15 protein-coding genes and 1 tRNA gene are annotated in these 13,936 nt (G+C 34.0%); 5 read left to right on the plus strand and 11 right to left on the minus strand.

Annotated elements, in window-relative coordinates; translation table 11 throughout:
- Positions 1-8: 8 nt before the first annotated feature.
- Genes MPR_RS07605 through MPR_RS07615 form a run of 3 tightly spaced genes read left to right on the plus strand, consistent with a single transcriptional unit; the run spans position 9 to position 1,873 of the window.
- On the plus strand, positions 9-794 hold the full coding sequence (locus MPR_RS07605; protein ID WP_082027822.1) for an MBL fold metallo-hydrolase: 786 nt from the start codon (positions 9-11) through the stop codon (positions 792-794).
- A 14-nt stretch (positions 795-808) separates the two neighbouring features.
- The gene (locus MPR_RS07610) at positions 809-1,303 is read left to right on the plus strand and encodes a hypothetical protein (RefSeq protein ID WP_006261055.1); all 495 of its coding nucleotides are present in this window, start codon (positions 809-811) and stop codon (positions 1,301-1,303) included.
- Positions 1,304-1,330: 27 nt separating this feature from the next.
- A complete protein-coding gene (locus tag MPR_RS07615) occupies positions 1,331-1,873 on the plus strand; it encodes a hypothetical protein (RefSeq protein WP_041891037.1) in 543 nt (180 codons plus the stop codon).
- Between the two features lie 63 nt (positions 1,874-1,936).
- On the opposite strand, the gene MPR_RS07620 is transcribed toward MPR_RS07615, so the two are convergent.
- The 5 genes from MPR_RS07620 to MPR_RS07640 all read right to left on the minus strand — a co-directional run bounded on the left by MPR_RS07620 (position 1,937) and on the right by MPR_RS07640 (position 7,029).
- The gene (locus MPR_RS07620) at positions 1,937-2,590 is read right to left on the minus strand and encodes an alpha/beta hydrolase (protein ID WP_006259064.1); all 654 of its coding nucleotides are present in this window, start codon (positions 2,588-2,590) and stop codon (positions 1,937-1,939) included.
- A 2-nt stretch (positions 2,591-2,592) separates the two neighbouring features.
- Positions 2,593-2,937 (minus strand): hypothetical protein, encoded by a 345-nt coding sequence (locus tag MPR_RS07625; protein ID WP_006265177.1) that lies wholly within the window; start codon positions 2,935-2,937, stop codon positions 2,593-2,595.
- 17 nt (positions 2,938-2,954) lie between these two features.
- Positions 2,955-4,205, minus strand: coding sequence for a dihydroorotase (locus MPR_RS07630; protein ID WP_041891044.1), 1,251 nt, complete (start codon positions 4,203-4,205; stop codon positions 2,955-2,957).
- A 114-nt stretch (positions 4,206-4,319) separates the two neighbouring features.
- Positions 4,320-5,075: a carboxypeptidase-like regulatory domain-containing protein gene (locus MPR_RS07635; RefSeq protein WP_041891046.1), complete on the minus strand. Its 756-nt coding sequence runs from the start codon at positions 5,073-5,075 to the stop codon at positions 4,320-4,322.
- Between the two features lie 70 nt (positions 5,076-5,145).
- Positions 5,146-7,029 (minus strand): DEAD/DEAH box helicase, encoded by a 1,884-nt coding sequence (locus MPR_RS07640; RefSeq protein ID WP_006259059.1) that lies wholly within the window; start codon positions 7,027-7,029, stop codon positions 5,146-5,148.
- A gap of 480 nt (positions 7,030-7,509) precedes the next feature.
- On the opposite strand from MPR_RS07640, the gene MPR_RS07645 reads away from it, so the two are divergent.
- Both MPR_RS07645 and MPR_RS07650 read left to right on the plus strand, forming a co-directional pair.
- Positions 7,510-7,695, plus strand: coding sequence for a type II toxin-antitoxin system HicA family toxin (locus MPR_RS07645; protein ID WP_041891048.1), 186 nt, complete (start codon positions 7,510-7,512; stop codon positions 7,693-7,695).
- Positions 7,696-7,720: 25 nt separating this feature from the next.
- Entirely contained in the window at positions 7,721-8,122 is a 402-nt protein-coding gene (locus MPR_RS07650) for a type II toxin-antitoxin system HicB family antitoxin (protein WP_016649511.1), read from the plus strand.
- A gap of 84 nt (positions 8,123-8,206) precedes the next feature.
- On the opposite strand, the gene MPR_RS07655 is transcribed toward MPR_RS07650, so the two are convergent.
- The 6 genes from MPR_RS07655 to MPR_RS07680 form a co-directional block, all read right to left on the minus strand.
- Positions 8,207-8,782 (minus strand): non-canonical purine NTP diphosphatase, encoded by a 576-nt coding sequence (locus MPR_RS07655; protein WP_041891052.1) that lies wholly within the window; start codon positions 8,780-8,782, stop codon positions 8,207-8,209.
- A 14-nt stretch (positions 8,783-8,796) separates the two neighbouring features.
- Positions 8,797-10,899 carry an ATP-dependent DNA helicase RecG gene (gene recG, locus MPR_RS07660; protein WP_041891055.1) on the minus strand — a complete coding sequence of 701 codons (2,103 nt, stop codon included), beginning with the start codon at positions 10,897-10,899 and terminating at the stop codon, positions 8,797-8,799.
- 153 nt (positions 10,900-11,052) lie between these two features.
- Positions 11,053-11,460 carry a DUF4377 domain-containing protein gene (locus MPR_RS07665; protein WP_041891058.1) on the minus strand — a complete coding sequence of 136 codons (408 nt, stop codon included), beginning with the start codon at positions 11,458-11,460 and terminating at the stop codon, positions 11,053-11,055.
- 704 nt (positions 11,461-12,164) lie between these two features.
- Positions 12,165-12,239, minus strand: a tRNA-Val gene (locus MPR_RS07670).
- A gap of 61 nt (positions 12,240-12,300) precedes the next feature.
- Complete coding sequence (locus MPR_RS07675) at positions 12,301-12,675, minus strand: DUF4258 domain-containing protein (RefSeq protein ID WP_041891060.1); 375 nt, start codon at positions 12,673-12,675, stop codon at positions 12,301-12,303.
- A gap of 63 nt (positions 12,676-12,738) precedes the next feature.
- Complete coding sequence (locus MPR_RS07680) at positions 12,739-13,935, minus strand: alanine dehydrogenase (RefSeq protein WP_041891063.1); 1,197 nt, start codon at positions 13,933-13,935, stop codon at positions 12,739-12,741.
- Position 13,936 lies beyond the last annotated feature (1 nt).

Genomic DNA, 13,936 nt, shown 5'->3' on the forward strand with positions numbered 1-13,936 from the left:
CCGTACTTTTGTGGAAAATTTATGTCATTTTGGAAGTATATTTTTTAGGTACGGGTACTTCACAGGGTATTCCGATAATAGGTATAGATCATCCAGTAGCTCACAGTATAGATTCAAGGGATAAAAGGTTGAGAACATCTGTATTGGTTAAGTGGGATGAACACACTATTTTGATTGACTGTGGACCTGACTTTAGACAACAAATGTTGACTGCTGGGTGTAGTAAATTAGATGCAATATTCTTTACTCACGAACATGCTGATCACATCGCAGGATTAGACGAAATAAGACCATTAACCATCTTGCATGGCTCGTTGCCAATCTATGCTCAAGAAAGAGTAATAAAAGCCTTAGAGAGAAGATATGATTATATTTTTACCAAAGAAGATAGATATCCTGGGGCTCCTAGTGTAGAAGAGCATAGCATTACTTCACAAGATACCATTACGATAGGGGAGAAGACTATTATTCCTATTGATGTAATGCATGGGCCTTTGCCTATATTGGGGTATAGATTGGGAGATTTAGTCTATATCACAGATGCTAAGTACATCACAGATGAAGAGGTCGAAAAGATAAAAGGGTGTAAGGTTTTAATTGTAAATGCTTTGCGTATTAAGGATCACCCTACTCATTTTAGTTTAGAGGAGTCGCTTGCTTTTATTGATAAAATAAAACCAGAGAAAGCTTATTTAACTCATATAGCACAAGACTTAGGTTTTCATAAAGATGTAGAAAATATACTTCCAAAAGATGTATATTTGGCGTACGACAATTTAAAAATCACTATATAATTTATTATCACATTATGAAACATAAAGCTTTCTTTTACCTATTCCTTTTTTCACTTGTAATTCTTGTTCTTCTATATGCCAATAATAAGAATATGTATAAGATGGAGGGGAAGAAGATAGAAATAGCTCATAAACGCATTGATATTGTTCGAGATTCATTAAAAGAAGTTACTAAGGATTTTAATGAGGCAAATTATTTTTCTATCGAGTACAATGAAGATGCACAAGAGTATTTTAATTACAAAACAATAGATCAATCTCTAACTTCTATAAAAGAAGAGGTATTGGCCTTAAACCATCAAGATAATGGTAATCCATTAGTTCCTTATGGAGTGATTAATGGAGAGAAATGTGTAATTAATAAAGTTAAAGTTCTAAATCATAGATGGATAATTGCTGATTTTTATGCAGGAGCTGTTCATGGAGAAGTTTTAATTAAGTATTTTTACACAGAGGGTAAACCTACGGAGTTTAAGACCATAGATACTGTTATGTACGCTACGAAGTAGTGTCGTCTAATATAAAAATAGAGTAGTATGAAAAAGTCAATAAGTTTGTTTGTTATATTGTTACTTACTATGACGTCCTGTGATTTCATCTTGAAAGATAATAAAGATGATAATGCAAAAGGAATGGTCGTAACAGACGGAAGTACTGAGATCGTAACGCTAGATGAAGATGATGAAGTATTGGGGTGTGCTTATTCAGCTGGATATCGTTGGAGTGAGTTAGAGAATAACTGTATTCGTATATTCGAGATAGGGTTTAGACTTAATCCAATAGGGTTAGAAGAGGATACAACAGAGGATAATGCTTTAGAGGATAATAGTGTTAGCTGTTTTGTTACTTATGCTAAGGATAAAAAGAAAGCAGAAATATTTTTGCCAAATCATAAAAAAGGGATTGTTTTAGATCTTACTAAAGATAAGAGTGCTTATATAAACGATGGTTGGGAATTATCTAATGAAGGGATGGTTTTAAAACACAGAGGAGAGACTGCCTTTACAGCGGCAAAGACTATAGAATTAAAAATCATTAACTCTGATCAACCGATAGAGGAAGATGTTCATGAAGAATAAAACATAATTAAGTTATGTATAAAAAAGTAAGGCTAGTGTATAACACTAGCCTTACTTTTTTTATTACTCTTCTAAAAGGAATTCTTTGAAATCTCTGAAGTTTAGTGGATGTACTCCATGTCCTACAGGGTATTCTTTATAAGTATGCTTGACAGCTAAACTTGTAAGAATTGTAGGTGTTCTTCTTGCCCAATCAATAGGTATAACCTGATCAACTGTTCCGTGAGATGCAAATAATCTCAGTTTGCTTAAGTTGTTTTCTTTATAGTTTTTTGCAATGATATTTTCATTGAAGTAACCACTTAAGGCAACTACTTTATTTACCTTTTCAGGATAAGATAAAGCGATAGCATAGCTAAGTATAGCTCCTTGGCTAAACCCGACTAAGTTAACATTGTTAGCATCTATAGGGTATTTTGCTACAAGTTCGTCAATAAAACGAACAATTAAATCTCTTGATTCAATCGCTTGGTTGTCATCTGAGAATTTGTTAGCATCTGCATCAAAGGTAATAGCGTACCAAGCATATCCGTAAGGAGGTACTGTATATGGTGCACGTGCAGATATAACATAGTAGTCATCTGGTAATTCAGGAGCGAAAGAGAATAAGTCTTCTTCATTGCTACCATACCCATGTAATAAGATAATTACTGGATTTTTGTCCTTTATTACTTTAGGCTCTTGAATTAAGTATGAAATTGAAAGTGATGTATCCATAATTAAGCTGATAATTTGTCAAACCATTTTTGGAAATATACGCCAATTTTTGGTAATGGCTTAATTTCACTGTTTATTGCTCCTGCAAAACTATAAACCCAAAGTAGGAAGAAACAGAAGTAAAAAGGCCCTGAAATCATCCAAGAATCAAAACGACCTGCTGTATAAGCAAGTGCATAAAAGAATAACCAAATTCCAAAAGATTGTTTGATATAAAAACCAGCAAATCTATTCTTAGGTTCTAGGTTCATAAAAATAGCAATAAGACAACCTATAATAGTTATATGTGACACGATGGCCATGGTCTTACCTGTTTTGATCTCCTTTTCGTTAAAAGTCTTCAGCATTATGTATATTGATTAATTTATTTTAGAGTCTTTTTGTCTCCGTTTACTACTCCGTATACTTCACCATTCATTGGATGGTTTAAGAAAGCAGAGTTTTTAGATTTTGACAAGATGTTTTCTTTTGTGAAACTGTATTCTTTTGAAGGATTAAATAAAGTGATATTTACTTTATTACCTTCTTTGATAGATGGTGTGTCTATTTTAAAGATAGTTCTAGCACTAGTCAATTTATCTACTATAACTTCTAAAGGTAGTACTGTATTAAGCGCAGCAAATGCTGACTCTAAACCAATAGTTCCATTAGAAGCACTGTTGAATTCTAGTTTTTTGTGTTCAATGTCTAGCGGGTTATGCTCTGAAGTGATACAGTCGATAGTTCCGTCTAGTACTCCATTGATCAAAGCTTGTCTAGTAGCTTCATCTCTTAGGGGAGGATATACTTTAAAACGAGTGTCGAAGTCTGCTAGTTTCTCATCTGTCATCGTTAATAAATGAACAGCAGTACTACAAGTAACATTTAGTCCTTTTTGTTTTGCTTCTTTGATTAACTCTACTGATCTTGCAGTTGATATTGTTGGGAAGTGTACTTTTCCTCCAGTATATTCTAATAAAAATAGATTACGTGCTATTTGTAATTCTTCTGCTAGAGTAGGGATTCCTTTTAAGCCTAATTTAGTGCTTTCTACGCCTTCATTAGCTACTCCTTTACCTTTGATGCTATTGTCTTGCGAAAAGGCGATAATTAGCCCGTCGAAGTCTTGTACATATTGCAGAGCAATTTTTAATACATTGGCATTTTGAATAGGCTTTTTGTAATCACCAAAAGCAATAGCTCCTGCATTTTTCATGTCAAATAACTCTGCTAGGTCTGTTCCTTCTGATTTTACAGTAAGTGCTCCAATAGGAAATACCTCTGTGGTCTGTCCAAGAGCTTTTTGTTTAATAAAACTTACTATACTTTGTGAATCAGTGATAGGATGGGTGTTAGGTTCGACTGCGATTTGTGTGAATCCACTTTTAGCAGCTACTTCTAAACCGTGAGCGATATTCTCTCTTTCTTCGAATCCTGGCTCTCCTAAACAAACAGAACTGTCAAACCAACCTTGAGAAACGTGTAGGTTATCATACTTGATTTGTTCGAATTGGTCATTTTCTATTTGATTAGCGATTTTAGTAATAAGGCCATTTTCGACTTGAATGTCAACTGTCTGGTTGTGAAATGGGCTAGTAGGATCGATTACTTTTGCAGCTTTTAAAATGATATTCATTTTCTGTGAAGTAGTTTTTAATTAGTGATGTGTTGTTATTTGTACAAAAATAGGTTTTATTTCTATTTTATCATATTTACAATTCGTGAAAAAAGAGCAAAAAAAATACATCCCTTAATTGGATGTATTTTTCTTTTTTGAAGCTAATAGCTTAGAATTATCATAGCAATCATTTAATGCTTGATAAATCTGGAAGTCTGTAGCGGTATAGATAAACTTGTCTGTGTAATTACAGTTTTGAAGAGATTTTACGATATCCTCTCTTGTGATTTCTAATAAGCCACAAACAATCTCTCTGTCATATCTGGTCTGCATTAAAGCAATCATATTCTGATCTTCTTTAATAGCTTCGATTTTCTTAAGTTTTTTATCTTTTCCTTTAAATAGGTTGTACACAGCATCAACAGGGCTAAAGAAAGTACCCATAGCTGTACCATAATAAGGAGTTTTATTTTGTCTATAGAAGTCAAACTGCATTTTTTCGTTTAATTCAATTAGTTTGGTATCCACTTCTAAGTACCCAGTTAAGTCAAATTTCTTAATAAGAATTTCGTCTAGTTCTATTGTGTTTTCTGTAAAGTAAATCTTTAGATTCTCGTTGTTTAACCAATCGTTGGTTACTTTAAGTTTAATAGGGATATAACCAGGGTAGGATAGGTGTATAGAATCATTAAGATTGGCTTCTACTGTGAAAGAACCATCTCTCTTACTGATTGTACCTTTGACTTGGCTAATATTGATGACATTCACATCATCTACTGGTAAAAATGATTTGTCATTTAGAATAGTTCCTTTAACACTAGTGCGATCTTGAGCCGCTACAGTTAAAACAGAAAGTATTATAAATAAAAAAACTGTAAAATTTCTCATACTTTTTAAGATTGCTTAAAAGTAAAAGATATTTTACAGTTTTGTATGCTATTTTAAAAAAATTAACAAATTAGTTTCTTCTAGTTCTTCTAGATGAATCTCCTTCGCTACTTCTTCTAGATCCGCGTTCGTTACGAGGAGCTCTTTCTGATGATCTGTCTGATCTTCTTTCTCCACGTCCTTCAGATGATGATCTATCCGATCTTCTCTCTCCACCTCTGAATCCTCCTTCAGATGATCTATTAGATGATCTTCTTTCACCACCTCTAAATCCACCTTCAGATCTTCTTTCTCCACCTCTGAATCCACCTTTACGGTTGTTATGGTCACGGCGTCCACCGTTTCTACCACCATCATTGTTAGAAATTTCAACATTCACACGGCGTCCTTGATATTCAAGACCGTTTAATGTTTCCATTACTTTTTCAGCGTGTTCAGCTTCAGTGTTGAAGAATGAGAAACCATCTTTTACATCAACTTTGAATAAGTCATCACGACCTAACTCTAAAGTATCACGTAAGAAATCTTTTAACGTCATCCAGTCTAAGTTATCCTTAGCACCTAAGTTAACGAAGAAACGTACTGCTCCGTCTGTAGGAACTTCTTTAGAATTGTTTCTTCCAGCAGATACACTAGATAAGCTGTTAGAAGCTTTTTGGTAGTATTCTAAGAATCTATTAAATTCAACAGAAACTACTTTTTTAATGATTTCTTCTTTGTCGAAGTCTTTTAATAACTCAGTAATTGCAGGTAAATAAGCCTCAATCTCTGTGTTAACTTCTACTTCTTTAATTCTATTCGCTAAGTGGAACAATTGAATTTCACAAATCTCAATTCCAGATGGAACTGGTTTCTCTTCAAATTTAGTTTTGATGATTCTTTCGATTTGTTGAATTTTTCTTAATTCACTTTTCGTTACGATAACCATAGAAGTACCTGATTTACCAGCACGTCCAGTACGTCCACTACGGTGAGTATACGTTTCGATTTCGTCAGGTAATTGGTAGTTTACTACGTGAGTAATGTCATCTACGTCGATACCACGAGCAGCAACGTCAGTAGCTACAAGCATTTGTATCTGTTTACCACGGAATGATTTCATTACTGCGTCACGTTGAGCTTGAGATAAGTCTCCGTGTAATGCAGCAGCGTTGTATCCATCCTCGATAAGTTTTTCAGCAATAGATTGCGTATCTCTCTTTGTTCTACAGAACACTACAGAGAAAATATCTGGATTTGCATCTGCTAAACGTTTAAGCGCTGGGTAGCGGTCTCTAGCAGATACTAAATAAAATTCATGACTTACATTAGTATTACCTTGGTTTTTATGACCTACAGTAATTTCTTCTGGAGTTTTCATAAACTCTCTTGCGATGCGCGCAACCTCTTGCGGCATAGTAGCAGAGAATAACCATGTGTTTTTTTCTTTTGGAGTATCCGCTAAAATAGACGTGATATCCTCATAGAATCCCATGTTAAGCATTTCATCTGCTTCATCTAGGATACAGTAATTAATGTTTTTAATGTTAACCATACCACGGTTAATCATGTCTTGCATTCTACCAGGAGTAGCGACGATAATTTGTGCTCCACGTTTTACGTCTTTTGCCTGTTCTGTAATGCTAGCCCCTCCATAAACAGCTACTGAATGAAGTCCTTTTACATACTTCGAGTACTGTTTGATTTCGTTTGCGATTTGCAAACATAACTCTCTAGTCGGCGATAAGATAAGACCTTGTGTATTCTTATTAGAAACGTCTATCTTCTGAATCAAAGGAAAACCAAAAGCTGCGGTTTTCCCAGTCCCCGTTTGGGCTAACGCAACAATGTCGGTATCTTTCTCTAATAGTAATGGAATCGCCTTTTGCTGGATCTCTGATGGATTTTCAAATCCCATATCCTTGATCGCAGATAAAAGAGATTCATTTAATCCTAATTGTTCGAAATTGTTCATATAAATATTAAAATAGCCGCAAATATACTACTATTCAAATTATAATTGTAGTTATTGCAGGTTTATTATTCGAAAATAATTTAAACGCCTGTTTTGAGCGTTTTTTTTAAAGATAATGTAATGATGTATCTTCCTTTTTATAATTTTTATTTTGCTTAAAAGTGTCTATATCATGAATGTTGTGTCATAATAAGTACTTTTTATACACTTTATATATCTTTCTTTTATTTAACAAATAGCAAGAGTGGACTTATTCTAGTTTTATAGTATTTAATTCACTTTATTCTTAATAAGTCATTCAGACATAGCGAAAAGTATGCCGAAATATAAGATTAGATGTCGTAATAGAACTTTAATAGAGAGAAACAAACAGTTCATAAGATGTTTTTTATATCAGTAAGTAACATTTTAGTTACTTATTAGTGTGTTGTAACAAAAATGTTACTTATCTTTGTTGTAACACAACTAAACTACTTTATTATGAAGGTAAGTGAAATGCTGAAAATCCTAGTTAAGGATGGTTGGTATTTATTGAGAGAGGGGAGTAATCATTCTTTATATGTACATCCTATAAAGAGTGGAAGAGTAATACTTCCCAGGCACCCTTCAGCAGAATTGAAAAAGGGTACAGAACAGTCAATTTTAAAACAGGCTGGATTAAAGTAAAATTGTTGAATGTAAATGGAAAGTGATGAGAATTAAAGTGATTTTAGAGCGTAGTAAAACTGGTTATAGTGCATATTCTGAGGAATTGCAAGGAGCAGTGACTGTTGGTGATACTTTTGATGAAGTTAAAGCTAATTTTAAAGAAGTATTGTCTATGGAAATTGATTATCTAAAAGAATTGGGTAATAATGAGAGGGCTTTAGAGCTTAGTTTGGCTGAAGTAGTTTACTATTTGGATTTAAACACCTTTTTTGATAGTTATGAGTTGTTTAATAAAACAAAGTTAGCTACCTACTTAGGTATTAATCCGAGTCTATTAAGGAGATTATCAGTTGAACCTGTTGAATTGTCAGATAAAAAAGCAAAGCAGATACAGGATGGATTGCATAAGTTAGCAGATGAGTTAAAAGAGTACCACTTTGTGTAATATTTAAAAAGTAGGGAGTATTACCCCAAATAATAAAAACAAAAAAACGCTATCGAAAGACAGCGTTTTTTGTTTTTTATAGTATTATCGTTTTAATAAAAAGTCGACTAATTGGCGTACAGCTCTTCCTCTATGGCTAATAGCGTTCTTAGCATTGATATCAATTTCAGCAAAAGATTTGTCCATTCCATCTGCTACGAAGATTGGGTCATAACCAAATCCTTCTGTACCTTGTCTCTCTTTTAATAGTTGTCCATCTATAATGCCAGTGAAATAGTATGTCTCTGTATGTAGATTTAGGCAAATTACTGTTTTAAAGTTGGCTTTTCTGTTCTCTTCTTTTTGAAGTACCTCAAGCAATTTGTCTATATTGTCATTGTCATTTTTTTGTTCTCCTGCATAACGAGCTGAGTATACTCCTGGTGCACCGTTTAAAGCATCTACCTCTAATCCTGAATCATCAGCAAAACAGTCATACCCATAATGTCTTTTGACAAAATCAGCTTTTAGTTTAGCATTACCTTCTATAGTATCTGCTGTCTCAGGAATGTCGATATTACATCCAATATCTTCTAGGCTTAAGATTTCAATTGTATCAGGTAATTGATTTTTGATCTCTTTAATCTTGTTTTTGTTGTTTGATGCGAAAACTAATTTCATAAGTGTTGTGTGTTTTAGCTTATATAGTTCCAGATAGTGGTTTTACTATTTAGAATGTTTAATTTATTTTTGATTCTTTGGTTTTCGGGTTCTTCTAGTGTAGGGTCTTCTTTTAACAGCTGTACAGCATGATGTCTCGCATAGAGCATAATCTCTTGATCTTTAACAATATCAGCTATCTTTAAAGGAAGGGTACCACTCTGTTGAGTTCCCATAATATCACCTGGTCCTCTCAGTTTTAGATCAACTTCTGAAATCTCGAAACCATCATTAGTACGACACATCGTTTCCATTCTGATCTTAGAGTCATTACTCAGTTTATCTCCTGTCATTAGGATACAATAACTCTGTTCTGCTCCACGACCTACGCGTCCTCTTAATTGATGCAATTGTGATAATCCAAAGCGCTCTGCACTTTCGATAATCATCACGGATGCATTAGGTACATTAACACCAACTTCAATCACAGTAGTAGCTACCATAATATTCGTCTCTCCTTTAATGAATCTGTCCATCTCTCTATCTTTTTCTGCAGGAGTCATCTGGCCATGTACAATACTGACACTGTATTCTGGCAAAGGGAAATCTCGTGATATGGCTTCATATCCTTCCATTAGGTTTTTATAGTCTAATGTTTCGCTTTCATCTATTAATGGATATACGATATAGACTTGTCTTCCTTTTGCGATTTCTGTTTTTAAGAAATGCCATACAGCTAAGCGCTTACCTTCGAAGTAGTGATTAGTTTGTATTGGTTTACGTCCTGGTGGAAGTTCGTCAATAACAGAGATATCTAAGTCTCCATATAGACTCATAGCTAATGTACGAGGTATAGGTGTAGCAGTCATGACTAACACATGAGGTGGCAATTCGTTTTTATGCCATAGTTTAGAACGTTGTTCTACTCCGAATCGGTGTTGTTCATCAATAATAGCTAAACCTAGATTTTTAAAGATAACTTTATCTTCAAACAAGGCGTGTGTACCGATAAGTATATGTAGCTCTCCAGAAGCTAATTCTTCGTGTAATACACGTCTCTCAGCCGTTTTGGTAGAACCTGTAAGTAATTTTATCTTTAATCCTAAAGGTTCTCCTAGTTCTTTAATCCCAACATAATGTTGGGTAGCTAGAATTTCTGTAGGAGCTACGATACAAGCTTGAAACCCATTGTCTAATGCTAGAAGACAACTCATAAAAGCAACTATTGTTTTTCCAGACCCCACATCACCTTGTAAGAGGCGATTCATTTGCGCTGGAGCACCTACATCGTTCCTGATTTCTTTTAAAACTCGTTTTTGAGCTCCAGTAAGAGGGAAGGGTAGGTGTTCGCTATAAAAAGTATTAAAGTAATCACCAACTTTCTCAAAAGGGTATCCTTTAATCTTGTCTTTTCGTGCTATATTTTTAATTAATAACTGTAACTGAACATAGAATAGTTCTTCGAACTTTAGTCTAAATTGAGCCTTATTCAACATATCCATATTCTTAGGAAAGTGGATATTAATTAAGGCTTCTTGCATTGAAATCAAACTGAGTTTTCTCTTGAATTCATCAGATAAGGTATCCATAAAGAGAGGATGTGTCTCTTTGACAAGTTGCATCATCATCTTGATGATAGACTTATTGGATATTCTCGCTCCGAATTTTTCAGTAGAAGGATAGACAGCTTGCATCGCATTAGCGATGTTCTTCTGATGTTCTTCTAACAGATCTAATTCAGGGTGTGGCATAGAGAAGGTATTGTTAAAGCTATTAAGCTTTCCGAATGCCACATAAGGAGTATTTAGTTTTAAATTCTCTTGTATCCATTTGTATCCTTGAAACCAAACTAACTCTATTTGTCCAGTACCGTCTGTAAAGGTTGCGACAAGGCGCTTTCCTCGTTTTTGTTCTACAGTTTTGATATGGATAATTTTACCGACTATCTGAACTTCACTATTGTTATTATAAAGTTCATTTATTTTATAATATTGTGTTCTGTCGATATATCTGTTTGGGTATAGGTGTAGTAAATCTCTATAGGTGAATATACCTAGTTCGCGTTTAAATAAGTCAGCGCGCTGTGGGCCAACTCCTTTAAGGTATTCTATAGGTGTATCAAGTAGATTCTTAGACATATTATTCAAATAAATACACGGCTAAGATACGAATTAGATGCCCTTCGGACAATTAAGAGTAAATATTTAAGGAGAATTGCTATAGATTTTAGCGGAGGCTAAGATTGTACTTAGGTTAAAAGAATAAAAAAGCGAGCCTAAGCTCGCTAGATATTATTTCTTAGTTTTAGAAATTTCTTTTACTAAAATGTATTTGATAGAAGAAGCGTCAGCAGGTGGATTTTCCACTTTCTCACGTTTTATCTCGATTACATATTCATATCCTTCTTCATAGTTAAATCCTTCGATTCCTCCATACATATTTAACCATTCGTCAGAACCTTCTTCTTTGTACTGCATACATTTCATCGGTGCTACACCTGTACAGTCTACTAGTTTAGAAGCGATCGTATAAGTTACGTTTCCTAGTTCTTCTTTAGGTGTTGCTTCGGTAGACTCAGTAGGAGTTGCAGTTTGTTCTGTTGGTTCTACTGCAGGAACTGTAGTTCCTGATTCTCCATCTTTTTTGCAAGAGGTAAATGATAAACCTACAACAGCAGCTAATAATAAAATCTTTTTCATGATAAATGCTTTTTATTTAATTCAAAGGTACAAAAAATTTTTTTTTTGAAATGAAATACTCAAAATAATTAAGTTTTAACTACAGTTCGAATAAAAGACTCTGAAAACTATTGTATAATGGCATTGTATTAGAATGGTATCAATATGTGCAAGTGTATTAAAGTAGTAACAGGAGTTAAAATCTTTAAATGAATGTACGAGTTTTGCTTTCACTATTTATGAATAAGAGAGAACGCTTAGCTTGCACTTTCTAGGGGATTCCTTGGAGATTCCTTGGGGTTTTCTTGCCTAGAAGGTGTATTTGTCGAAGAAAGGTACAAGAAACCCTCAAGCAATCCCCTAGCAAGTCAGAATAAAACGACTTTTAGTTTATTAATTGACGCTGTGAACAAATAGATTTTCTACATACTTATTTTAGAAATGATTATTTTAATATTGCGTTGTTCAGTGGTTTACTTTCTTTTTTGTTTTACTTATTATATTGTTTTAAGTACACTAATTATTAATCGAATTCAAGTGTCATCCTAAATCAACCTTTTATAGGTAGTATAGTCGTGTATTTTGAAAAAACTTTAAGAATTGATAATAATGTTTACCAATAGAAATTGTGTAGAGATTCTTTTTAGAAGGATGTATCTTGGAATACAATACCAAGAATAGGAGATAGTATAAAAAAAGCCTCACTAAAAATGAAGCTTGTAAAGTGGGCGATGAGGGATTCGAACCCCCGACCCCCTCGGTGTAAACGAGGTGCTCTGAACCAACTGAGCTAATCGCCCTAAACAGGATTGCAAAGATAAAGATGTTTTTAAATTATGCAATGCCTATTGTAAAATATTTTTACATTTTTTCAATATCATAAAGTACGATCTTATCTGTATAGTTTATGACTTTGATTAATATGTTTTCATTTTGTTCATTTCTACCTACAATAACATAAAGCTTACCTTTTTCAAAATCAATATTGCTTTCTGAAAAATTCACATCTCCATATTGAAGGGATTTACGTATGTCATCATTAGACACCCAACCTTCTTTAAACTTAGCTTCTACAGCCTTTGAATAAGTAACGGGTTTACTTCTCAAATCTTTTAAAACTCTACAATTAGGTAAATAACAAAATTCTGTTTTCTTCTCACCGAAGAAATAAAATAAGAACATTCCTCCTATAAGTAATCCAAATAAGTAGTATGCTAAACGCTGTGTAAACTTCATTTCTTAAAAAATTTACACAAAAGTAGCAATTCAATACCGTAAAACTAAAGATTTATAATAATTTTAAAAGGTAAAAAGGTGAATGTCTTTATAATCAAGGTTAAACCATTCTGCTACGTTGCGATTAGTCACTAACCCTTTATAACTATATATTCCAGATTTAATAACACTATCACAATTAACAGTGCCTTCTAAGTCACCAGAATCAGTATATTCTAGTAATAGTGGGGTAATAATATTACTAAGAGCCATAGAAGCTGTTCTGCTGTATCTCGAAGTGATATTTGGCACTCCATAATGTATTACACCACTTCTAATACGTGTAGGATGGTCGTGAGTAGTTAGTTCTGATGTTTCAAAACAACCACCTGTATCAATGGACACATCTATAATTACGGCGCCTTTTTTCATATTATCTACCATCGATTCACTCACTACAATAGGAGCGCGATTTTTACCACGAATAGCACCAATGGCGACATCACATCTCATAAGTGCTTTGTGTAATATTTTCTCTTGGATGGTAGAAGTAGAGATACGCTGTGATAAATTATTTTGAAGTCTGCGCAACTTTTGAATAGAGTTGTCAAAGACTTTTACGTTAGCTCCCATACCTAAAGCGGTTCTGGCCGCGTTTTCGGCTACTAGACCAGCCCCTAATATGACTACTTCTGTAGGAACAACTCCGGCAATATTCCCAAATAATAATCCTTTACCATTATTGGTTGTGGTCATTAGTTCTGATGCAATTAGGATAGACGCAGTTCCTGCGATTTCACTTAATGCACTAACAGCAGGGTAGGTGCCGTTCTCGTCATGAATAAAATCAAAACCAATAGCAGATATTTTTTTCTTAGATATCGTTTCGAAATATTGTCTAGTTAGCGTTTTTAATTGGATAGTAGACCATACAACTGTGTATGGTGCCATTAGTTTTACTTCTTCTAGAGTAGGCGGGGCGACTTTAACAATTACAAGGCAACCAAATATTTTCTTAGTGTCACTAGTAAGTTCGGCTCCTGCTTTACTATAATCTAGATCAGAATAACTAGCGGCTTCTCCAGCTCCTTTTTCAATCAAGACACGATGACCATATGTACTTAACGTCTGTACGGCTTCTGGTGTGATGCAAATCCTCTTCTCAATTAAGGTGTTTTCTTTAGGAACGCCAATAAAAAGTTCACTTCTTTTGCGTTCTACCATCAGACATTCTTCTTGAGGAATTAAGTCTTTCATTGAAAAAGGAGTTAAGGTTGCCATG

This window comes from Myroides profundi (genome assembly GCF_000833025.1).
GTDB lineage: Bacteria > Bacteroidota > Bacteroidia > Flavobacteriales > Flavobacteriaceae > Flavobacterium > Flavobacterium profundi_A.